At 66.4% G+C, this 21,373-nt stretch carries 26 protein-coding genes; 11 read left to right on the top strand and 15 right to left on the bottom strand.

Going from position 1 to position 21,373, the window contains the following annotated elements; genetic code table 11:
- Nucleotides 1-154 precede the first annotated feature (154 nt).
- The 8 genes from BM252_RS07265 to BM252_RS07300 form a co-directional block, all read right to left on the bottom strand.
- Nucleotides 155-739, bottom strand: a complete 585-nt coding sequence (locus tag BM252_RS07265; RefSeq protein WP_093385645.1) for an outer membrane beta-barrel protein — start codon at nucleotides 737-739, stop codon at nucleotides 155-157.
- A 215-nt stretch (nucleotides 740-954) separates the two neighbouring features.
- Complete coding sequence (locus BM252_RS07270; RefSeq protein ID WP_093385936.1) at nucleotides 955-1,557, bottom strand: alpha-ketoglutarate-dependent dioxygenase AlkB family protein; 603 nt, start codon at nucleotides 1,555-1,557, stop codon at nucleotides 955-957.
- Between the two features lie 117 nt (nucleotides 1,558-1,674).
- Entirely contained in the window at nucleotides 1,675-2,037 is a 363-nt protein-coding gene (locus BM252_RS07275) for a hypothetical protein (protein WP_093385647.1), read from the bottom strand.
- Nucleotides 2,038-2,305: 268 nt separating this feature from the next.
- Nucleotides 2,306-3,130 (bottom strand): Rossmann-like and DUF2520 domain-containing protein, encoded by an 825-nt coding sequence (locus BM252_RS07280; protein ID WP_093385650.1) that lies wholly within the window; start codon nucleotides 3,128-3,130, stop codon nucleotides 2,306-2,308.
- A complete protein-coding gene (locus tag BM252_RS07285; protein WP_093385652.1) occupies nucleotides 3,130-3,714 on the bottom strand; it encodes a DUF924 family protein in 585 nt (194 codons plus the stop codon). Before BM252_RS07285 ends, BM252_RS07280 begins: the two co-directional genes overlap by 1 nt.
- Before the next feature lie 35 nt (nucleotides 3,715-3,749).
- On the bottom strand, nucleotides 3,750-4,496 hold the full coding sequence (locus BM252_RS07290) for an MgtC/SapB family protein (protein ID WP_093385655.1): 747 nt from the start codon (nucleotides 4,494-4,496) through the stop codon (nucleotides 3,750-3,752).
- 68 nt (nucleotides 4,497-4,564) lie between these two features.
- Nucleotides 4,565-4,825, bottom strand: coding sequence for a hypothetical protein (locus tag BM252_RS07295; RefSeq protein ID WP_093385657.1), 261 nt, complete (start codon nucleotides 4,823-4,825; stop codon nucleotides 4,565-4,567).
- On the bottom strand, nucleotides 4,822-6,636 hold the full coding sequence (locus BM252_RS07300; RefSeq protein ID WP_093385660.1) for an aminopeptidase P family protein: 1,815 nt from the start codon (nucleotides 6,634-6,636) through the stop codon (nucleotides 4,822-4,824). The genes BM252_RS07295 and BM252_RS07300 overlap by 4 nt, the downstream gene beginning before the upstream one ends.
- Before the next feature lie 198 nt (nucleotides 6,637-6,834).
- Here BM252_RS07300 and BM252_RS07305 point away from each other — a divergent pair, with 198 nt between their 5' ends.
- Both BM252_RS07305 and BM252_RS07310 read left to right on the top strand, forming a co-directional pair.
- Entirely contained in the window at nucleotides 6,835-7,122 is a 288-nt protein-coding gene (locus BM252_RS07305) for a BrnT family toxin (RefSeq protein WP_093385663.1), read from the top strand.
- Nucleotides 7,094-7,363, top strand: coding sequence for a hypothetical protein (locus BM252_RS07310; RefSeq protein WP_093385665.1), 270 nt, complete (start codon nucleotides 7,094-7,096; stop codon nucleotides 7,361-7,363). The genes BM252_RS07305 and BM252_RS07310 overlap by 29 nt, the downstream gene beginning before the upstream one ends.
- 46 nt (nucleotides 7,364-7,409) lie before the next feature.
- Here the strand turns inward: BM252_RS07310 and BM252_RS07315 are convergent, their stop codons facing one another.
- Both BM252_RS07315 and BM252_RS32180 read right to left on the bottom strand, forming a co-directional pair.
- Nucleotides 7,410-7,832 (bottom strand): helix-turn-helix domain-containing protein, encoded by a 423-nt coding sequence (locus BM252_RS07315; RefSeq protein WP_245774141.1) that lies wholly within the window; start codon nucleotides 7,830-7,832, stop codon nucleotides 7,410-7,412.
- Nucleotides 7,829-8,071 (bottom strand): type II toxin-antitoxin system HigB family toxin, encoded by a 243-nt coding sequence (locus BM252_RS32180; RefSeq protein WP_425442266.1) that lies wholly within the window; start codon nucleotides 8,069-8,071, stop codon nucleotides 7,829-7,831. The genes BM252_RS07315 and BM252_RS32180 overlap by 4 nt, the downstream gene beginning before the upstream one ends.
- A 15-nt stretch (nucleotides 8,072-8,086) precedes the next feature.
- Here BM252_RS32180 and BM252_RS32185 point away from each other — a divergent pair, with 15 nt between their 5' ends.
- Nucleotides 8,087-8,278: a hypothetical protein gene (locus BM252_RS32185; protein ID WP_174900449.1), complete on the top strand. Its 192-nt coding sequence runs from the start codon at nucleotides 8,087-8,089 to the stop codon at nucleotides 8,276-8,278.
- A gap of 195 nt (nucleotides 8,279-8,473) precedes the next feature.
- On the opposite strand, the gene BM252_RS07325 is transcribed toward BM252_RS32185, so the two are convergent.
- Nucleotides 8,474-9,163, bottom strand: coding sequence for a Crp/Fnr family transcriptional regulator (locus BM252_RS07325; RefSeq protein ID WP_093385670.1), 690 nt, complete (start codon nucleotides 9,161-9,163; stop codon nucleotides 8,474-8,476).
- Between the two features lie 142 nt (nucleotides 9,164-9,305).
- On the opposite strand from BM252_RS07325, the gene BM252_RS07330 reads away from it, so the two are divergent.
- From BM252_RS07330 to BM252_RS07365, 8 genes are all read left to right on the top strand, one after another.
- Complete coding sequence (locus BM252_RS07330; RefSeq protein WP_217429883.1) at nucleotides 9,306-11,252, top strand: AMP-binding protein; 1,947 nt, start codon at nucleotides 9,306-9,308, stop codon at nucleotides 11,250-11,252.
- 14 nt (nucleotides 11,253-11,266) lie between these two features.
- A complete protein-coding gene (locus tag BM252_RS07335) occupies nucleotides 11,267-12,082 on the top strand; it encodes an ABC transporter ATP-binding protein (protein WP_227457931.1) in 816 nt (271 codons plus the stop codon).
- Nucleotides 12,083-12,098: 16 nt separating this feature from the next.
- Nucleotides 12,099-12,995, top strand: coding sequence for a branched-chain amino acid ABC transporter permease (locus BM252_RS07340; protein WP_174900453.1), 897 nt, complete (start codon nucleotides 12,099-12,101; stop codon nucleotides 12,993-12,995).
- Nucleotides 12,996-13,066: 71 nt separating this feature from the next.
- The gene (locus BM252_RS07345; protein WP_093385681.1) at nucleotides 13,067-14,125 is read left to right on the top strand and encodes a branched-chain amino acid ABC transporter permease; all 1,059 of its coding nucleotides are present in this window, start codon (nucleotides 13,067-13,069) and stop codon (nucleotides 14,123-14,125) included.
- Nucleotides 14,126-14,175: 50 nt separating this feature from the next.
- A complete protein-coding gene (locus BM252_RS07350; protein WP_093385683.1) occupies nucleotides 14,176-15,498 on the top strand; it encodes an ABC transporter substrate-binding protein in 1,323 nt (440 codons plus the stop codon).
- Between the two features lie 79 nt (nucleotides 15,499-15,577).
- The gene (locus tag BM252_RS07355) at nucleotides 15,578-16,435 is read left to right on the top strand and encodes an ABC transporter ATP-binding protein (RefSeq protein ID WP_093385686.1); all 858 of its coding nucleotides are present in this window, start codon (nucleotides 15,578-15,580) and stop codon (nucleotides 16,433-16,435) included.
- A gap of 65 nt (nucleotides 16,436-16,500) precedes the next feature.
- A complete protein-coding gene (locus tag BM252_RS07360) occupies nucleotides 16,501-17,763 on the top strand; it encodes a phenylacetate--CoA ligase family protein (protein ID WP_093385688.1) in 1,263 nt (420 codons plus the stop codon).
- A gap of 131 nt (nucleotides 17,764-17,894) precedes the next feature.
- Nucleotides 17,895-18,464: a hypoxanthine-guanine phosphoribosyltransferase gene (locus tag BM252_RS07365; RefSeq protein ID WP_093385691.1), complete on the top strand. Its 570-nt coding sequence runs from the start codon at nucleotides 17,895-17,897 to the stop codon at nucleotides 18,462-18,464.
- Between the two features lie 63 nt (nucleotides 18,465-18,527).
- On the opposite strand, the gene BM252_RS07370 is transcribed toward BM252_RS07365, so the two are convergent.
- The 4 genes from BM252_RS07370 to BM252_RS07385 all read right to left on the bottom strand — a co-directional run bounded on the left by BM252_RS07370 (nucleotide 18,528) and on the right by BM252_RS07385 (nucleotide 21,308).
- Nucleotides 18,528-19,481 carry an NAD(P)H-dependent flavin oxidoreductase gene (locus BM252_RS07370; RefSeq protein ID WP_093385693.1) on the bottom strand — a complete coding sequence of 318 codons (954 nt, stop codon included), beginning with the start codon at nucleotides 19,479-19,481 and terminating at the stop codon, nucleotides 18,528-18,530.
- Nucleotides 19,482-19,597: 116 nt separating this feature from the next.
- A complete protein-coding gene (locus BM252_RS07375; RefSeq protein ID WP_093385696.1) occupies nucleotides 19,598-20,509 on the bottom strand; it encodes an MBL fold metallo-hydrolase in 912 nt (303 codons plus the stop codon).
- Entirely contained in the window at nucleotides 20,506-21,003 is a 498-nt protein-coding gene (locus tag BM252_RS07380) for a hypothetical protein (protein ID WP_093385698.1), read from the bottom strand. Before BM252_RS07380 ends, BM252_RS07375 begins: the two co-directional genes overlap by 4 nt.
- A gap of 62 nt (nucleotides 21,004-21,065) precedes the next feature.
- Entirely contained in the window at nucleotides 21,066-21,308 is a 243-nt protein-coding gene (locus BM252_RS07385) for a DUF1289 domain-containing protein (RefSeq protein ID WP_093385701.1), read from the bottom strand.
- Nucleotides 21,309-21,373: the final 65 nt, after the last annotated feature.

Below are 21,373 nucleotides of genomic sequence, written 5' to 3' on the forward strand. Positions count from 1 at the left end.
AACAAAAACGGCACGGTCATCAAGACCGTGCCGTTTTTTTGTCGGGGGAGGCGGACACAAGGACATTGGCGGCACCAGGGCCGCCGCTGTCGCATCCGGCCTCGACTGGACAAGCCGGGGGGCGCCGCAAGGCGTCCGCCGGCCTAGTGTAGTGTTAGAAGTTGTAGCGCAGGCCGCCGGTGATGGCGCCGGTTTTGCGGCCCAGGTCGCTTTCGTTCTTGCCGTAGTGTTCATACTCGAGCGACAGCGAGACGTTCTTGTTGATCGCGTACTCGCCGCCCACCGAGGCGTACAGCGCGGTTTTGTTGCCGCCGTTGCCGATGCCGTTGGCCGCGCCACTGGTGCTGATGGTGCTGTGGTTGCGTGCCACGCCCAGCTTGCCGAAGACGGCGAACTGTTCGTTGATCGGCTGGCTGTACTTACCGGCCAGATACAGCGAGTTGGACTTGCTCTCGACCTTGCCGGTGGCGCCGTTCAGCGTGTAGTTGTAGCTATTCTTGCCGAAATCGGTGTAACCGCCTTCAACCGCCCAGTTCTTGTCCAGGTTGTAGCCGGCGAACAGCTTGCCCGAGACCTTGCTGCCGCTGCGGTCGTCGCTGCTGCTGGTGATCGGGGTGTCGAATTTGTAGCGGCTGCCGACCAGGCCGGCGCCGACGTAACCGGTGCCGGCGTCGGCGGCCTGGGCAACACCCGTCAGAGCGGTAGCGCTTGCAATCAATGCGAACAGAATTTTTTTCATGATGTGGATCTTTCAGCAAAATAGTTTGTGGACTTGCTTGGGATCGCAGTTCTCTGAATTGCGATGTGACCAAGATAGCACCCTCGGCAGGCCACATGCATGCCCAAGTCGTAAGAAGTGTGACGAGATGTAAGCGGGGATTTAACAGTATCAAACAGACAATACCACTATGAATATCTGTCCACTGAAGAGGTTTAAGACGGAGTTTGCCGAACTTAACAGATGTTGCGGAAGGTTAGGTTGAGGCGCGGCCCGCAGGGCCGGCTCTGCTTGTTGATGCCGTGGCGCCAGTGCTGCTGCAGGGTTCCCGCCATCAACAACAGGCTGCCCCCGCCCAGCGCCAGCTTGACGGTCAGCGGCCGGCGCTTGTGCTTGAGGACGAAGTTGCGCGGCGCGCCGAAACTGAGCGAGGCGATGGCCGGCTGCGGCCCCAGCTCCGCCTCGTCGTCGCTGTGGAAGCCCATGCTGTCGCGCTCGTCGCGGTAGTAGTTGAGCAGCACGCTGTTGAAGCGCCGCCCGCTGGCCTGTTCGACCGCCCGCTTGAGCTGCAGCTGCAGCGGGGTGAACGGCAGCGGCGCCAAGGTCATGCCGGAATAGCGGTAGGCTTTCTCGCCGTGCCAGGCGGTCAGGCGCGGCTGGGCGTGGCGCTTGCCCCAGACGGTGATGTGCTCGGCGCGCCAGTCGGTCTCGGCGAGCAGTCTGGCCATGACCTCGTCCGCCGGCAAACCCAGCGGCAGGCACTGGATGAACGACAGTTCGCCGTCCTCGATCGGAATCGGGCACAGCGTGGCGGCGGCGTGGTCGGAAAACAAGTCCATGCGCGCTATCATACGGGGGCCAAGGCGCTGCCGGAGCGTTTCGCCTCCTGCCCTTGGGCGCTGTACCACATCGACGCGCTCGACTGAGGCCCCCGGCCGTGGCCGGGAGCCGCTACATCAGGCGTAGGCTTCCGCCAGCGACATCACGCGCGGCGCGATCTCGATGCCGATGCCGCTGAACAGACTGGTGATGGCGGCCATGTTGACTTCGCGCTCCTCGTCCTTCCAGCCCTTGAACAGGTCGGTGCCGTCTTTTTGGAAATGCAGGTCGAGCACCTTGCCGCGGTCCTTGTGGGTATAGCCGGAGCTGTAGGTGCCCTGGAAGCCCAGCGCGGCGAGCGCGGCCAGCACTTCGGTGGGCGGATTGTCCGGATCGGTGGCCAGGAACACGCCGTAGGTCTTGCCGGGTGGTTTGGCCGCGATATCGACCTCGTAGATGCCAGGTGCCTTGGTGACGTTGGTACTTTTCAGAAATAACATGCTCTTACCCCTATGCAAATGGCCCGGGCCGGGCCCGCGTTCTCGTGTTGACCTGTTTTTCTGAGTTCTAGATTCTTGTAGAAAACATTCCAAGAATCAAGCTTATTGCTAATTCCCTTGTTTGTCGACTAATCCCGGCAATTATTTGTGAAACCGTAGCATTAATACGGCAGGCGGAATTGGCAAGCTTCTCTTTAAAATATAGTTGCGGAATGTTAATTTGCAAGAAAATCGGCGCCGCCGGCCGGCGCGCGGCCGGCAGCCCCGTTCAGCCGCTCTTTTTGCGCCGCGCCAGGGCCTCGGTCGGCGCCACCAGGTCCTGGTACAAGCGGCCGGTGGGCTCGTCCCAGGCCGCCACGGCGCGCTGCTGGCGCGCCACGGTGGCCAGGTCGCCACGGGCGATCGGCCCGCTCAGCGCCGCCGCCGCGCCCAGCCGGAACACGTTCTCCATCGACTCGGTGGCCAGCGGCCGCGCCAGCTCGCGCGCCACCGCCTCCGGGATGCCGGCCGCCTGGTAGGCGCGCAGCGCGGCGTCGAGCACGGTCACCAGGTAGTTGCTGGCGAACACGGCGGCGGCGTGGTAGACCGTCTTGGCCGCCGCCTCGATGCGCACCGGCCGCGCGCCGATCGCCAGCAGCGCCGGCTCCAGCACGGCCAGCGCCCCGGCGTCGCCCTCGACGCCGCAGAAGGTGCCGGCGAACGAGGCCGCCACGGCGGCCGGGTCGGCGAAGCTGCGGATCGGGTGCACGCTGGCCGCCAGCGCGCCGGCGGCGCGCGCCGCCGCCAGCTGGTCCGAGGCCAGCGCGCCGCTGCAGTGGAACAGCACCACGCCGCGCAGCGGCACGGCGGCCGCCAGCGCCGCGCAGGCCGGCGCGATCTGGTCGTCGCCGACGGCCAGCATCAGCACCCCGGCCGGGCGCAGTTCGTCGGCGCGGGCCACGGCGCGGCCGGCGCCGATGAACTCCACCGCGCGCCGCGCCGACGCCGGCGAGCGGGTCAGCACGTCCTGCACGGCGAAGGCGCCGGCCTGGGCGAACAGCCGCCCGAGCACGCCGCCGACGTGGCCGCCGCCGACCAGGTTCAGGCGCCGCATCAGAAGCCCGAGCCCGGCTGCAGCAGGAAGGCCTGCTCCTCGGCCGTCGAGGCGCGGCCGAGGATGGCGTTGCGGTGCGGGAAGCGGCCGAAGCGCTTGATGACGTCGCGGTGGCGGTGGGCGAAGTCGAGCATGCCGGCGAACTCCGGCCCCACCTGCGCCAGCCGGGTGAACAGGCCGACCGACTGCACCTGCATCTCGTCGTCCTCGGCGTGCTCGAAGGGCAGGTAGATGAAGGCGCGCTGCAGCGGCGGCAGCGCCAGGTCCTCGTCGGCGTCGACCATGTCCTGCGCCGCGCGCAGCGCCAGCGCGTCGCCGGCGAAGGCGCGCGCCGTGCCACGGTGGACGTTGCGGCTGAACTGGTCGAGCAGCAGGATGCGCGCCAGCGCCGCCTGCGGCCCCTCGGCGTCCCAGTCGCGCAGGCCGCCGCCCAGCGCCAGCTCGACCAGCGCGCCGAAGCGCGCGCCGATGGCGGCATCGAAGCCGGCGTCCTTCTGGAACCATTCGCGCCGCGCCGCGCCGTGGCCGGGGCTGCCCGGCGGCGGGAACCAGAACTCGAACACCGCCCTTGCCTGTGGATTCATCATGTTCCGCTCCCTTGAGGTCATGCCGCTGCCGACTAGTTGCGGGCGTGCGACAGCTGGAAGCTGTCGATGCCGTCGAACGCGGCCAGCTCGGCGGCCACGGCGGCCAGCGAGGAGCCGCTGCGCTTGCTCAGCGCGATGGCCACGAAGCGCCACTCCTGGCGGCCGTTGTCGCTGCCGATCATCAGCGAGCCGCCGGCGATCTCGTAGCCGCGCGCCAGCGCCATGGCGCGCAGCGCCGGCTCCTGCGGCATGTAGTTCTGCTTGAAGCGCATGGTGATGGCCACCGCGTGGCGCGACGGCAGCCAGGCCTCCAGCTTGGACAGGAAGATCATCGACATCGCGCACAGCAGCGCCAGGCCCATCGCCGACAGGTAGAAGCCGACGCCGCACATCACGCCGATCACCGACGAGGCCCAGATCGAGGCGGCGGTGGTCAGGCCGCTGATGTTGAAGCCCTCGCGCATGATGACGCCGGCGCCGAGGAAGCCGATGCCGGTGACGATGCCCTGGATGATGCGGGTCGGGTCGGTGCCGGTGGTGATGGCGGTGACGTGGCCGCCGAACCAGAAGCCGGGGTAGCCGCCGATCACCGTCAGCGCCGCCGAGGCCATGCACACCAGGCCGTAGGTGCGCATGCCGGCGGCGCGGCCGTGGTAGGAGCGCTCGTAGCCGACCATCAGGCCGAGCAGCAACGCGCCGACCAGGTTGAGCAGGATCACGCCGTTGGTGGCCAGCTCGCCGGTGGACCAGTAGGCGGAGAGGAATTCGATGCTTGGCATGGCGGCCCTGTTGTCAAAGTTGGCGCCGGTTCGGCGCACGCTGCGGCGCGGGACGGGCCCGCGCCGCCTTAGCCTGGGGCTTTCTTGTTCAACTGCTTTTCAAACGCGACATCGAGCTTGCTGACGCGGCGTGGCGTCTGCGGGCCGTGGCCGTTGACGAAGGCGACGAAGTCGTCCAGCTCCAGCGGCGCGCACAGCGGCGCGCCGCCCGGCGCCTCGGTCAGGAAGAACAGGCCGCTGCCGGTGCGCGACATCGAGTATTTCGGATTGCCGCTGCGCGCCTTGAGGCGGTCGACGGCCGAGGTGGCGCGGGTGGAACGGCCGCTCATACGGCCTCCGTGCGTTGTTCCAGCCAGGCCAGCGCGGCGCCGGCCAGGTGCGGCCGCAGCCGCTCGCGCACCCGCGCGTGGTAGTCGTTGAGCCAGGCGCGCTCGTCGGCGCGCAACAGTGCCAGCTCGACGCAGCGCGTGTCGATCGGGCACAGCGTCAGCGTTTCGAAACGCAGGAAGGGACCGAATTCGCCCTCGGCGGCGGCCACGTTGAGCACCAGGTTCTCGATGCGGATGCCCCACTGGCCGGGCCGGTAGATGCCCGGCTCGATCGAGGTGATCATGCCCTCCTCCATCGCCGTGTGCGGCTCCGGCATGGCCGACGGCGAGATCGACTGCGGCCCCTCGTGCACGTTGAGGAAGTAGCCGACGCCGTGGCCGGTGCCGTGGCCGAAGTCGATGCCCTCGGCCCACAACGGGGCGCGGGCGATGGCGTCGAGCATGGGCGACTTGACGCCGCGCGGGAACTGCGCCGACGACAGCGCGATCACGCCCTTCAGCACCAGCGTGAAGTCGCGCCGCTGCGCCGCCGTGACGGCGCCGACCGGCACCACCCGGGTGATGTCGGTGGTGCCGCCCAGGTACTGGCCGCCGGAGTCGATCAGCAGCAGGCCGTCGCCCTCGATGACGGCGTGCGAAGTCTCCGTGGCGCGGTAGTGCATGATGGCGCCGTTGGCGCGGAAGCCGGCGATGGTGCCGAAGCTGGGGCTGACGAAGCCGGGCCGGCGCGCCCGCGCCGCCGTCAGCTCGCGGTCGATGGCCAGCTCGGTCAGCGGCGCGCGCCGCGCCTCGGCAAGGGTCTGCTCCAGCCAGGCGAAGAACTCGCACAGCGCGGCGCCGTCCTGCTCCATGGTGGCGCGCACGTGGGCAGCCTCCGCCGCGCTCTTGCGCGATTTGGCGAAGGTGGTCGGGTTGATCGACTCGACCACGGTCACGCCGGCCGGGATGGCCTGGCGCGTGCCGTGGGTCAGGCGGCGCGGGTCGAGCAGCAGGGTCGATTCGGACGGCAGCGCGGCCAGCGCGGCGGCCAGGCTGGCGTAGGGCGCCAGGTCGACGCCGTCCTGCTCCAGCGTGGCGCGCAGGGCCGGCGCGATCTTGTCCTCGCCGACGAACAGCGTGGCGCGCTGCGGGCCGATCAGGGCGTGGGCCAGGAAGACGGGATTGAAGTTGACGTCGGCGCCGCGCAGGTTGAACAGCCAGGCGATGTCGTCCAAGGTCGAGATCAGGTGGCGGCCGGCGCCCAGCGCGGCCATGCCGGCGCGCAGTTCGGCCAGCTTGTCGGCGCGGCTCTTCACAGCGTGCGGCGGCAGGTGCTCGTAGACCGGCGCGGCCGGCAGCGCCGGGCGCTCCGTCCACACCTCGTCGAGCACATCGAGATCACTACGCAGCGCGACGCCGGAAGCGTCCAGCGCCTGCGCCAGCAAGCGCGCCGTGGCCAGGCCCAGCACGGCGCCGTCCACCGCCACCGTCTGCCCGCTGCTCATGCGCGCCGCCAGCCAGCCGATGTAATCGACGCTGGCGCCGGACGGCAGCTTCATCAATTGCACACCGCTGCCGGCCAGTTCCGTTTCGGCTTGGGTCCAGTAGCGCGCGTCGGTCCAGACGCCGGCGAAGTCGGCGGTAACGATCAGCGTGCCGACCGAGCCGGTGAAGCCGCTCAGCCACTGCCGGCCCTGCCAGCGCGCCGGCAGGTACTCCGACAAGTGCGGATCGGCCGACGGCACCATCAGCGCGTCGATCTGGTGGCGGCCCATGGCCAGGCGCAGCTGCGCGAGGCGCCCGGCGACATCGGTTCTAGCTGGAGTGTGCATGAAGATTGATCAAATCGTTTATACGGATCTGCCGGCGACGACAGAATGAGGCCTATGATACCGCGATTGAGGCCATGGCAGAAGGCGCTTCGCTGCGGAAACGCCCCGCCGCCGCCAATGCCCGCGCAAGCCAACCACAACCATACAAGCAGCCATACATTTTTATGGCATTTTTTCTGCTTCGTGCTAGCCTAATCTATGACACCGCAGTTCGAATGGGACTACAGCAAGGATGTCATCAACCGCTTAAAGCATGGCGTTCCCTTTTCCATGGCCCAACTGGCGTTTGCGGATCCCAAGCGGGTCGTCGCCGAGGACGTAGCGCATAGCAAGTCCGAACAGCGCTATTTCTGTTTTGGCATGGTCAACGGGGAGATCCTATCGGTGCGATTTACCTATCGGAACGGCATAATTCGCATCTTTGGCGCTGGCTACTGGAGGAAGGGGAAAGCAATCTATGAACGCGAGAATCAAATACACCGATGAACCGATCGAAGCCAGGGTGATCGCAGATTTTCTACCGCCTCCCGACCAACTCATCTTTCGGGAAGAAACAGTCAAGGTCACGCTCACGTTGAGTAAAAAGAGCGTGGACTTCTTCAAGTCGGAGGCCGCGAAAAACCACAGCCAATACCAGCGCATGCTGCGCGCGCTGATCGATCATTACGTGGCCAGCTATGACGTACCGCCCTCACCAAGTTCAAAGCGTTTGCCTCCCAAACGTTAGAAATGGCGGTCCAACAGCGAATGCTGGTCCGGAGCGCGGGCAGCCGTCAGATAAAAGCGCCGATATCGACGTGAAACCGCGCGGCGAGCGACTTGGCCAGACGTTTGCTGATCTCGCGGCGTCCCGCCAGAATGTCGCTCACCAGCGTTTGCGAGGCGATCTCCGCGAGATCTTTTTGCTTGAGGCCATTGGCTTCAAGCAAAAACCGCAGGACTTCACGCGGTGGCGCCGTCGGGATCGTGACATGCACCGCCTCCCACCGTTCGATCAACTCCATCACGATCTCGAACAAGGAATACAAAGGATGCTCTTCGTCATCGCCTACACTGTCGGCCAGCAAGTTGGCATACGCCTGCATGCGCGCGAAATCAGCATCGTCGCGAATCGGCCGCAACTGCGCATGGGTTTGCAGAGCCATCCATGCGCTGGTGAGTTCAGGCAAGCTGTTCGCTAGGGATTGCATCGTCATTTTCCTCGATTGTCTTTCGTCCACTTGTTGTATTCGCTGTGCGTAAATACATGGCGGATATACACGGTTTGCGTGTTGTAGTGGATAACCGCGATAACACGGTAATTGTTTCCAGCCACATCGAACACGGTGAATTTCTTGGAAACATAGTCAGCCGCGCCGAACGTCTGCTTCAGTTCCACACAATCTTTTGCCACCAAATAGAGAACTTCGCGAAATGCGTATATTCTGCCGAGCACATCACCGCACCATTCATGCAGCAGCGCTTTGCACAGAATTCATTGCACAATAAATTCTTTGCACTGGGCGCCCCCGCCTTGCAGCGTGGCGACGGCCTGCCCTTGCTTAGGTTGTTGCGCGAGATTGGTCTCGACAAAACCGCCTTGCCGCTGATGCTGGCGTTGGAAGCGGCCATCGGCAACGATCCTGAACGCCTGAACGCCTGAACGCCTGAGCGACGTCGAGCCGGAAGTACGTACCGCCGCGCTAAATATGTTCGACCGCTTGGGCACCCCGGCCAGTAAAAGCTAAACGATATTGCTCTTGCACTAGTTGTGGATGTTCCAACCCGCAGCGATTGAAGGAATGGTTTGTTTACCTCAACCGCTGCGGCGGCACCCAGCACGCAAGAGCAAGCGCCCTCAAGCCTCCTCGTAGCGCCGCAATCCCTCCAAATCGAGGATGCGAATGCCGCCGTAATCAAGCCGCAGCAGGCCGTGCTTCTCCAGCACCTGCAAGGCCTGGTTGGCGCGCTGGCGCGAGGCGCCCGACAGCAGGCCGAGCTCCTCCTGCGAGATCTGCACCAGCTTCTCCAGCCCCGGATACAGGTGCGAGTTGAACATCGAGGCCAGGCAGCGCGCCACCCGCGTGTTGATGTCGAGCAGGCGCTCGTTCTCCACCATGCCGATGAACTGGCCGAGCCGCTCGTTGAGCTGCATCAGCAAAAACCGCGTGAACGGCAGGCTCGTTTCCAGCAGCCAATTGAAGGTGCTCGCCGGCATGCGCGCGATGCGGCTGTCGCGCAGCGCCATGGCGTCGTACTTGAGTTTTTCGCCCTTCAGCAGGGTGCCCTCGCCGAACCAGCCACCGGGCGGCACGCCGGTGAAGGTGACGCTCTTGCCCGAGGGCGAGAAGTTGTTCATCTTGACCATGCCGCTGACGATGCCGATCCAGTTCTCCGCGTTGTCGCCCTTGCGGCAAACGTAGCCGCCCTTCGGCACGAAAGTCTCGTAGGTGTCCGCCTCGACCCGCAGCATCTGCTCGGCGGTCAGCGTCTGCGCCCACACGGCCGCGCGCAAGGCTTCTTTCAACTGGATTGGATCACTACTCATTGTTGCTACGCACCATGAAAAGTTCGGCAATTGTCCCCAAAATGACAACGCGGTTGGAAAGCTCAGGCTACTATCATCACACAAATTGCTTGCTGACTCAGAAATCAATAATATCGCTCTAACACAAGAGCAACAGGAGACACTGGTGCAGACAAACTTGGATACCTTCCCCCGCCGGCTATTGGAGCACGGCCGGGTGAGACCGCTACATCCCGCCTTCCGCGAAAAACACCTGGGCATCTGGCAGACCTGGAACTGGGGCCAGGTCAACGCCGAGGTGCGCGCCATGGCCTGCGGCCTGGCCGCGCTCGGCTTCACGCGCGGCATGAACCTGGCCATCGTCGGCGACAACCGGCCGCGCCTGTACTGGGCCATGCTGGCGGCGCAAAGCCTGGGCGGCGTGCCCGTGCCGCTGTACCAGGACGCGCCGGCCGCCGACATGGCCTATGTGTTGGAAAACGCCGACATCCACTTCGCCGTCGTCGAGGACCAGGAACAGGTCGACAAGCTGGTCGAGGTGCAGGCGCTGTACCCCAACATCCGCCACGTCGCCTACGACGACGAGCGCGGCATGCGCCACTACCGCCAGGCCGGCCTGATCTCCTGCGCCAAGCTGGAGGAGATGGGCCGGGTCTACGACATGGCCCATCCCGGCTTCTTCGACGCCGCCATCGCCGCCGGCAGCGGCGGCGACCACGCCATCATCCTCTACACCTCCGGCACCACCGGCAAGCCGAAGGGCGTGTGCCAAACCCACGCCGCGCTGATCGCCGCCGGCGCCGGCGGGGTCGGCTTCGACCAGCTCACCGCCGACGAGGACATCCTCTCCTACCTGCCGATGGCCTGGGTCGGCGACTGCCTGTTCTCGCTGGCGCAGGCGATGGTGGCCGGCTTCACCGTCAACTGCCCGGAGTCGGGCGACACCGTGCTGACCGACCTGCGCGAGATCGGCCCGACCTACTACTTCGCCCCGCCGCGGGTGTTCGAGAACATGCTGACCACGGTGATGATCCGCATGGAGGACGCCAGCGCCATCAAGCGCCGCCTGTTCGCCTACTTCATGATGGTGGCCAAGCGCAGCGGCTCGGCCATCCTGGATGGCAAGCCGGTGCCGGCCGGCGAGCGCCTGATGTACCGCCTCGGCTCGCTGCTGGTGTACGGCCCGCTGAAGAACGTGCTGGGCCTGTCGCGGGTGCGCGTGGCCTACACCGCCGGCGCCGCCATCGGCCCCGACCTGTTCCGCTTCTACCGCTCGATCGGCGTCAACCTCAAGCAGCTGTACGGCTCGACCGAAACCTGCGCCTACGTCTGCCTGCAACCGGACGGCAACATCAAGTTCGACAGCGTCGGCACGCCGGCGCCCGGCGTCGAGGTCAAGCTGGCCGACAGCGGCGAGGTGCTGGTCAAGTCGCCGGCCACCATGGACGGCTACTACAAGCGGCCCGACGCCACCGCCGAGGTGATCGACGCCGACGGCTACTTCCACACCGGCGACGCCGGCATCTTCGACGCCGAGGGCCACCTGAAGATCATCGACCGCGCGGCCGACGTCGGCCACCTGACCGGCGGCGCCATCTTCGCCCCCAACTACATCGAGAACAAGCTCAAGTTCTTCCCCTTCATCAAGGAGGTGGTCGCCTTCGGCCACGGCCGCGGCGAGGTCTGCGCCTTCGTCAACATCGACATCGAGGCGGTCGGCAACTGGGCCGAGCGGCGCGGCATCGCCTACTCCGGCTACACCGACCTGGCGGCCCACCCCCAGGTCTACGGCCTGGTCAAGGACTGCATCGAGCAGGTCAACGCCGACCTGGCCGGCGAGGCGCTGATGGGCGAGACGCAGATCCACCGCTTCCTGGTGCTGCACAAGGAGCTCGACCCGGACGACGACGAGCTGACCCGCACCCGCAAGGTGCGCCGCAAGTTCATCGCCGAAAAATACGCGGTGCTGATCGCCGCCCTGTACGAGGGCAAGGCCAGCCAGTTCATCGAGACCCAGGTCAAGTTCGAGGACGGCCGCAGCGGCGTCGTCTCGGCCGACCTGAAGATCACCGAGTGCAAGACCTTCCCCGTTGTGCAAGCAGCGGCATGAGCACGGAGCACAGCATGCAAATGAACGAACCCGAAGCGCACTTCGGCGCGCGCCGCAAGACCGGCAAGGTGATCCTCGACCTGAAGAACATCTCGCTGTCGTTCGGCGGCGTGAAGGCGCTGACCGACATCTCCTTCGACGTCAAACAGCACGAGATCCGCGCCATCATCGGCCCCAACGGCGCCGGCAAGAGCTCGATGCTCAACGTGATCAACGGCGTCTACCGCCCGCAACAGGGCGAGATCATCCACCACGGCGAACACCGCAAGGGCATGGACTGCTACGCGGCGGCCAAGTCCGGCATCGCCCGCACCTTCCAGAACATCGCCCTGTTCAAGGGCATGACGGTGTTGGACAACATCATGACCGGCCGTAACCTGAAGATGAAGTCGAACTTCCTCATGCAGGCGCTGTACTGGGGGCCGGCGCGGCGCGAGGAGATCGAACACCGCGTCAAGGCCGAGGAGATCATCGACTTCCTCGAGATCCAGGCGATCCGCAAGACGCCGGTGGGGCGCCTGCCCTACGGCCTGCAGAAGCGCGTCGAACTGGGCCGGGCGCTGGCGGCCGAGCCGGAGATCCTGCTGCTGGACGAACCGATGGCCGGCATGAACGTCGAAGAAAAGCAGGACATGTGCCGCTTCATCCTCGACGTCAACGACCAGTTCGGCACCACCATCGTGCTGATCGAGCACGACATGGGCGTGGTGATGGACATCTCCGACCGCGTCGTGGTGCTCGACTACGGCAAGAAGATCGGCGACGGCACGCCCGACGAGGTGCGCTGCAACCAGGACGTCATCAACGCCTATCTCGGCTTGGCCCACTAAGGATTCACGGATGAACATCAATTTCTTCTTCGAGGTGCTGATCGGCGGCCTGCTGTCGGGCGTGATGTACGCGCTGGTGGCGATCGGCTTCGTGCTGATCTACAAGGCCTCCGGCGTCTTCAACTTCGCCCAGGGCGCGATGGTCTTCTTCGCCGCGCTGACCTGCGTCGGCATCATCGACAAGTTCGGCGTCTCGATCTGGGTCGCCATCCCGCTGACCATGGTGGTGATGGCCCTGCTCGGCCTGGCCATCGAACGGGTGGTGCTGCGCCCGCTGGTCAACCAGCCCGAGATCACCCTGTTCATGGCCACCATCGGCCTGGCCTTCTTCATCGAGGGCCTGGCCCAGCTGATGTGGGGCTCGCAGGTGCACAAGCTGGACCTGCCGATCGAGGACGTGCCGCTGCAGTACCTGCTCGACCACTTCAACATCATCGTCTCGCAGTTCGACGTGGTGGCGGCCGGCATCTGCGCCGTGCTGGTGACCGCGCTGGCCCTGCTGTTCTCCAAGACCAAGGTCGGCCGCGCCCTGCGCGCCGTGGCCGACGACCACCAGGCCGCGCTGGCCGTGGGCATTCCGCTGCAGCGCATCTGGGCGGTGCTGTGGGCGGTGGCCGGCATGGTCGCGCTGGTGGCCGGCCTGCTGTGGGGCGCCCGCAACGGCGTGCAGTTCGCGCTCACCTTCATCGCGCTCAAAGCCTTGCCGGTGCTGATTTTGGGCGGCTTCACCTCGGTGCCCGGCGCCATCGTCGGCGGCCTGATCATCGGCGCCTCGGAGAAGCTGGCCGAGGTCTACCTGGGGCCGATGGTCGGCGGCGGCCTGGAGGGCTGGTTCCCCTACGTGCTGGCCCTGCTGTTCCTGCTGGTGCGGCCCGAGGGCCTGTTCGGCGAGAAGATCATCCGCCGGATTTGAGCGGCCAACGAAACCCACCATACGATTTATAAGATTTATATCGTTTTCGCGCCCATTTAGAGGAAATCCCGATGTTCTATCGTGAAGCAGGACAATTCAAGACCAGCTACCAGGCCGACAACCAGATCTTCCCGATCCGCCAGGACCGCTACGCCATGGCCGCGCTGCTGCTGGTGGCCTTTGTCGCGGTGCCGTGGCTGGCCTCGCCCTACGCGCTGTCGGCGATCCTGATCCCCTTCCTGATCTTCGCCCTGGCCGCGCTGGGCCTGAACATTTTGACCGGCTACGCCGGCCAGCTCTCGCTCGGCACCGCCGCCTTCATGGCGGTGGGCGCCTTCGCCTCCTACAACTTCGTCGCCCGCATCCCCGGCATTCCCATCCTGCTGGCCTTCGTGCTGGGCGGGCTGTCGGCGGCCATGGTCGGTATCGCCTTCGGCCTGCCCTCGTTGCGCATCCGCGGCTTCTACCTGGCCGCCTCGACGCTGGCGACCCAGTTCTTCGTCGTCTGGTGCCTGACCAAGATCCCCTACCTGACCAACTACAGCAGCTCCGGCGTGATCACCGCGCAGAAGATCAGCATCCTCGGCTACCAGTTCGACACGCCGGGCAGCAAATACCTGCTGGTGCTGGGCGTGGTGGCGCTGATGGCGCTGCTGGCCAAGAACATGATCCGCTCCAACGTCGGCCGCTCCTGGATGGCGGTGCGCGACATGGACGTGGCGGCCGAGGTGATCGGCTTCCGCCTGATGCGCACCAAGCTGCTGGCCTTCGCCGTCAGCTCCTTCTACTGCGGCGTGGCCGGCGCGCTGTACGCCTTCGCCTACCTCGGCACGGTCGAACCGGAGGCCTACAACCTCGACCTGTCGTTCCGCATCCTGTTCATGATCATCATCGGCGGCGTCGGCTCGGTGCTCGGCTCCTTCCTCGGCGCCGCCTTCATCGTGCTGCTGCCGGTGCTGCTCAACGTGCTGGCGCACGGCCTGGCGCTGCCGACCAGCGTGGCGTCGAACCTGGAGTTGATGGTGTTCGGCGCATTGATCATCTTTTTCTTGATCGTCGAGCCGCACGGCTTGGCGCGTTTATGGCAAATTGGTAAAGAGAAGTTGCGTCTGTGGCCCTTCCCGCACTGAACGCGACCCTACTCCATTTGATGTTCCACCCCCTTGAGGAGACAGCACGTATGAAACCCATGAAGACCCTGGTACTCGGCGCCGCACTGGTCGCCGCCGCCGTCGGCAGCATCGCCCCGTCGTGGGCCCAGCCGGTGACCGAGCAGTTCGTCGCCCTGCCGTCCTACCGCGTCGGCCCCTACGCCGCCGGCGGTTCCGGCTTCTACGGCGGCATCATCGACTACTTCAACCTGGTCAACCTGAACGGCGGCGTGAACGGCGTCAAGATCAGCTGGGAGGAGTGCGAGACCGAATACAACCCCTCGCGCGGCATCGAATGCTACGAGCGCCTGAAGACCAAGAACGGCGGCGCCACCCTGGTCGAGCCGCTCTCGACCGGCGTCGCCTACGGCGTGCTCGACCGCGTGGCGCAAGACAAGATCCCGATGACCACCATCGGCTACGGCCGCTCCGACGCCGCCAACGGCAAGGTCTTCCCCTACATCTTCCCGCTCATCACCAGCTACTGGAACCAGGCCGCCGGCATGATCAAGTACCTCGGCGACAAGAACGGCGGCATGGACAAGCTGAAGGGCAAGAAGATCGTCCACCTGTACCACGACTCGGCCTTCGGCAAGGAACCCCTGCCGGTGCTGGAGGCGCTGGCCAAGCAGCACGGCTTCGAGCTGATCAAGATCGCCGTGGCGCCGCCCGGCAGCGAGCAGCAGTCGCAGTGGCTGCAGATCCGCCAAGCCAACCCCGACCACGTGATCCTGTGGGGCTGGGGCGTGATGAACTCGGTCGCCATCAAGACCGCGCAGCGCAACGGCTTCCCGCGCGAGAAGATGCTCGGCGTCTGGTGGGCCGGCTCGGAGGAGGACACCATCCCGTCCGGCGACGCCGCCAAGGGCTACAGCGCGATGACCTTCAACACCCCCGGCAACTACCCGCTGATGGAGGAGATCCACAAGAAGCTGTACGACGCCGGCAAGGGCAACCTGTCCGACCGTGGCCGCATCGGCTCGGTCTACCACATGCGCGGCGTCAGCGCCGGCCTGCTGTGGGTCGAGGCGATGCGCACCGCGCAGGAGAAGTTCGGCAAGGGCAAGCCGGTCACCGGCGAGCAGATGCGCTGGGGCCTGGAGCACCTGAACGTCGACGAGGCGCGGCAGAAGGCCGTCGGCGCGCTGGGCATGCTGCCGCCGGTGAAGACCAGCTGCGACGACCACGAGGGTTCGGGCGCGGTCAAGGTGCAGCAGTGGGACGGCAAGAAGTGGAACGCCATCACGCCCAACTGGATCGTCGGCGACAAGGCGCTGACCCGCAAGCTGCTCGAGGAGTCGTCGGCCGCCTACGCAGCCGACAAGAAGATCACACCCGCCTGCGCGAAGTAAGCGCACGCCTTCGACGCGGGAGGGGCCTCCTCCCTTCCCGCGTCTTTTTTGAACTTGTCCGCATCCGCGAAGAACAGACATGACTACTGCAACCGCCAGCGCCCCAGCCGCCACCAGCGCCGCCGTCCCGGCCATCGCGCCCTACCTGTCGGTCAACAACGTCGAGGTGATCTACGACCATGTGATCCTGGTGCTCAAGGGCGTCTCGCTGCAAGTCCCGCAAGGGAAGATCGTCGCCCTGCTGGGCGCCAACGGCGCCGGCAAGTCGACCACGTTGAAAACCATCTCCACCCTGCTGCGCGGCGAGCGCGGCGACGTCACCAAGGGCGAGGTCCAGTTCAAGGGCGAGCGGGTCGACCAGCTGACCCCGAACGAGCTGGTCAAGCGCGGCCTGTCGCAGGTGATGGAGGGGCGCCACTGCTTCGGCCACCTGACCATCGAAGAGAACCTGCTGACCGGCGCCTACACGCGCGACCTGTCGCGCGCCCAGCTCAAAGAAGCCCTGGAGAAGGTCTACCACTACTTCCCGCGCCTGCGCGAGCGGCGCGCCAGCCAGGCCGGCTACACCTCGGGCGGCGAGCAGCAGATGTGCGCCATCGGCCGCGCGCTGATGGCCAAGCCGTCGATGATCCTGCTCGACGAGCCGTCGATGGGCATCGCGCCGCAGATCGTCGACGAGATCTTCGGCATCGTCAAAGACCTCAACAGCAAGGAGCAGGTGTCCTTCCTGCTGGCCGAGCAGAACACCAACGTCGCGCTGCGCTACGCCGACTTCGGCTACATCCTGGAGAACGGCCGCGTGGTGATGGAGGGCGCGGCCGCCGACCTGGCCAGCAACGAGGACGTCAAGGAGTTCTACCTGGGCGTCTCCGGCGCCGGCCGCAAGAGCTTCCGCGACATGAAGTTCTACCGCCGCCGCAAGCGCTGGCTGGCCTGAACCGAGCAGACGGCAACACGCAGCGACCTCCCCATCCCCAACCTGATTATGGAAAGACCGGAACAATGGCCGACACCCTCGACAGCCTGGAAACGCGCCCACCGGCCGAGCGCGAACGCGACCTGATGGCGCGCCTGCCCGGCCTGATTGCCCGCGCCCAGAGCGCGCCCGGCTGGGCGCGCATCCTCGACGGCGTCGACGCCGCCGCCATCGACAGCCGCGCCGCGCTGGCGCGCCTGCCCGTCACGCGCAAGTCCGAGCTGAAGGATCTGCAGCGGGCGCAGGCGCCGTTCGGCGGCCTGAACGCCACCCCGGTGGGCGAGATGGCGCGCGTCTACATGTCGCCCGGGCCGATCTTCGACCCGCAGGGCCAGGGTGCCGACTGGTGGCGCTTCTCCCGGCCGATGCACGCGGCCGGCGTGCGCGCCGGCGGCCTGGTGCAGAACTGCTTCTCCTACCACTTCACGCCGGCCGCCTTCATGGTCGAGGGCGGCGCCGCCCGCATCGGCTGCGCCGTCATTCCGGCCGGTGCCGGCCAGACCGAAATGCAGGTGCAGGCGATGGTCGAACTGCGCCCCGACACCTACGTCGGCACGCCGTCCTTCCTCAAGCTGATCATCGAGAAGGCGCGCGAGATGGGCGCCGACATCAGCAGCGTGCAACAGGCGCTGATGGGCGCCGAGGCGCTGCCCGAGTCGCTGCGCGCCTGGTTCGCCGAGCACGGCGTGCCGCGCGTGTTCCAGACCTACGCCTCGGCCGACATCGGCAGCATCGCCTACGAGACGGCGCGCGATGGCGTGCGCCAGCCCGGCATGGTGCTCGACGAAGACGTGATCCTGGAGATCGTCCGCCCCGGCAGCGGCGACCCGGTGGCCGAGGGCGAGGTCGGCGAGGTGCTGGTCACCCTGTTCAACCACGACTACCCGCTGATCCGCTTCGCCACCGGCGACCTGTCGGCGATCCTGCCGGCGCCGGCCGGCGAGCAGCAGGCCGGCGGCCACAGCAACACCCGCATCCGCGGCTGGCTGGGGCGGGCCGACCAGACCACCAAGGTGCGCGCCATGTTCGTCCACGCCTCGCAGGTCAACGAGATCGCCAAGCGCCACCGCGAGGTGCTCAAGGCGCGCCTGGTGGTGACCGGCCGCATGGCCAACGACACCATGACGCTGCACTGCGAGGTGGCCGACCCGCAGGCCGCCAACGACGCCACGGCCATCGTCGCCACCATCCGCGACCTGACCAAGCTGCGCGGCGAGGTGTGCTTCGTCGCGCCGGGCAGCCTGCCCAACGACGGCAAGGTGATCGACGACCAGCGCGACTACAAATAGGCGGAAAAATCGGAAAAAAAGCGGCGATATCATCCTCGCCGCATGCGGGGTATCAGCAATTCCACTGCGGCCGGGCGGGATATGGCGGATAATACCGCCTTCCCCACCCGTCCCAACCGAAGCAGAAGACCATGCAAGACTTCCACCACAACCGCGCCCGCGCCCTGCTGGAGAACGCGGAAGAACTGTTCAACAAAGAGACCGTCGACGCCGCAGTCACCAGCATGGCCGAGACCCTCAACGCCCGCTTCAACCACGCCGACTGCGAGGAGTTCCCGCTGGTGCTGGGCGTGATGGGCGGCGCCGTGGTCTTCACCGGCAACCTGCTGCCGCAGCTGACCTTCCCGCTCGAATTCGACTACATCCACGTCAGCCGCTACGGCGACGACGACCAGGGCGGCCAAGTGGTGTGGAAGGTGGTGCCGCGCTCGAACGTGGCCGGCCGCACCGTCATCGTGTTGGACGACATCCTCGACGAGGGCGAGACGCTGGCCCACGTCAAGCAGCGCCTGCTCGACATGGGCGCCGCCGAGGTGATCCTGGCGGTGTTCGCCGACAAGGCGATCGGCAAAGCCAAGCCGGTCAAGGCCGACATCGTCGGCATCACCATCCCCAACCGCTTCGTGGTCGGCTTCGGCATGGACGCCTACGGCTACTGGCGCAACCTGCCGGGCCTGTGGGCGATCCAGACCGAGAAGTAAACGCCAGCACAACGCCACAAGTAAAAGGCCGCCCGTGGGCGGCCTTTCTGTTTGCTTGTACCGCTACAGCCGCAGCCGCGCCCGCGCCGCCGCGTACTCGCGCTGCAGGCGCGCCACCATCTCGGCGGTGGTGGGCACGTCGTCCATCAGGCCGACGCCCTGGCCGGCGCCCCAGATGTCGCGCCAGGCCTTGGCGCTGCCGGAGCCGAAGTTCATCGCGCTCTTGTCGGCCTGCGGCAGGGCGTCCGGGTCGAGCCCGGCGGCGAGGATGGACTTCTTCAGGTAGTTGCCGTGCACGCCGGTGAACAGGTTGGTGTAGACGATGTCGGCGGCGGCCGATTCGACGATGGCCTCGCGGTAGCCGTCGTTGACGTTGGACTCCTGGGTGGCCAGCCAGCGCGAGCCGATGTAGGCGAAGTCGGCGCCCATCGCCTGCGCGGCGAGGATGGCGTCGCCGGTGGCGATCGAGCCGGACAGCGCGATCGGCCCTTGGAACATCTTACGCACCTCGCCCACCAGGGCGAACGGCGACAGCGTGCCGGCGTGACCGCCGGCGCCGCTGGCGACCAGGATCAAGCCGTCGACGCCGGCCTCCAGCGCCTTCTCGGCGTGGCGGATGGAGATCACATCGTGCAGCACGATGCCGCCGTAGCTGTGGATGGCGTCGAGCATGTCCTGCGGCGGCGCGCGCAGCGAGGAAATGATGATGGGCACCTTGTGGGCGACGCAGACCTCGACGTCGTGCGCCAGCCGGTCGTTCGACTGGTGGACGATCTGGTTGACGGCGATCGGCCCGACCCGTTGCTCGGGATGGGCCAGCTGGTAGTCGGCCAGCTCGGCCTGCAGGTCGGTCAGCCAAGTGTCGAGCATGGCGGCCGGCCGCGCGTTGAGCGCCGGGAAGGAGCCGACGATGCCGGCCTTGCATTGCGCCGCGACCAGCGCCGGACCGCTGGCGATGAACATCGGCGAGGCGATGACGGGAAGGCTGAGGTTCTGTAACGCTGCGGGCAGGGCCATGACGAACTCGCTATCGAAGAATGGATCGGTGGAAAAACAGACGCAATCGGATCATTATAGTTCGGGAAAAGAACGCCCGTGCCGAAGCGCCGCGCGCCCTCCCCCGCCTGCCCGCCTCACTCGTTGAGTAAGTACTCACCCTCGATGCGGGCGGCCACGGCGCGCACCAGCTGGCTGGTGGCCCAGCGCGCCAACTCCTCCGGCGACTGCCTCAGGAAGCGCTCGTTGGCCATGGCGAACACCGGCATCGACAGCAGCAGCTGCGGCAGTTCGAGCAGGGCGATGCGCTGGCGCTCCAGCAGCAGGAACTTGAGCAGCACCTTGATGGCGTTCTGCGCGTTGCGCACCGGGTCGGCCGCCAGGTAGTCGACCCGTGAGCGGGCGCGGCCGACGGCGGCGGCGACGTCGGTGAAGGGCCGGCCGTGGCCGGGCACCACCAGCCGCACGTCCAAGGTGTCGATCAGGTCCAGCGTGGCGATCTCCTCGGCGAAGCCGGACTCGCCGGCCAGCTCGGGGAAGATGATGCCGAAGCCATTCTCCCACAGCGCGTCGGCGGAGATCAGGATGCGCTCCTGCGGACAGTAGAAGATCAGCGAATGCGGGTCGTGGCCGGGCGCGCCCAAGGCGTGCCACTCCATGCCGGCCAGGGTCAGCACGTCGCCCGGCGCGACGGTGGCGTCGAAGCCGAAGCGGTCGCACTGCTGGCCGGTGGCCTTGAAGCTGAGCGCCTCGGCGTCCCAGCGGCGCACCTTGTCGGCCTCGGCCACGGGAATCGAGGTGTGGCAGCCGAAGTGCTCCTGCAGGACGGCGTTGCCGCCGCAGTGGTCGGAGTGCAGGTGGGTGTTGAGCAGGCGGTCGAGCGGACGGCCGGCCAGGCCGTGGCGCACCAGCTCCAGCGTCTGCGCGGCGTGGATCTGGTAGCCGCTGTCGATCAGCGCGGTGTCGTCGCGGCCCAGCAGCAGCACGTTGTTGGACGACAGCCAGCCGCGTTCGAAGACGCGGATGGAGTCCGGCAGCAGGCCGCTCATCGCTTCATCTGGAACGCCAGCGAGATCTTGGCGAACTCCACCAACACCTCGCGCGAACCGCCGTTGAAGGTCATGAAGGCGTTGCCGGTTCGCACCACCATGCGCGGCGGGAACAGCCAGGACAGGTAGGGGATGCCGATCATCTTGGCGCCGCGCACGTCGCGCCATTCGACCTGTTTGTCGTACAGCCAGGTTTGGCGGATGCCGCTGGCGTCGATGGTGACGCGGGCGCGCAGGAACCAGTAGTAGCTCACCAGCAGCATCAGCACGGCGCCCAGCAACAGCGCCTTGACGCCCCAGCTGAACTGCGGCAGCGGGAAGCGCCAGGCGATGCTGGCGCCGTAGGCCAGCAGCACGGTGGTCATGCCGGTGGCGAACAGCTTGAAGCCGCCACCGTAGGCGGGGCCGCTGACCGTTTTCGCGGGTTGGTAAAACGAGGTCGTAGGCAACGGACGCTTGACTGACTTGGCGGGCTTGGCGGACTTGACGGACATGGCGGCCTTATTTGGCTGGCGGTGAAGGGGGGCGGAACGGCGGGCGGAAGCGCGGCGGCGGGCTAATCGAAGTCGATCAGTTCCTCGCGCCGTTTGATCTCGGCCCAGACGGCGCGTTTGAAGTCGTCGCCGGCCTGCGCCCATTGGACGATTTCGTCGATGGTGCGCAGGCAGCCGACGCAAAAGCCGCTGTCCGGGTCCATCTTGCACAGGCTGACGCAGGGCGACGGCAGCGGCGCGGACAGCGCGGCGGACGGCGCAGTGGACGGCGCGGCGGCAGGGGCGGATTTCAATTCGGTGGACATCGCTGGCAGTGGTGGTCGATCGTGCGCACATTATGCCGCGAATCGGCCGCCACGGTTCGCCGTGC

The sequence above is a fragment of the Rugamonas rubra genome (genome assembly GCF_900114705.1).
Classification (GTDB): domain Bacteria; phylum Pseudomonadota; class Gammaproteobacteria; order Burkholderiales; family Burkholderiaceae_D; genus Rugamonas; species Rugamonas rubra.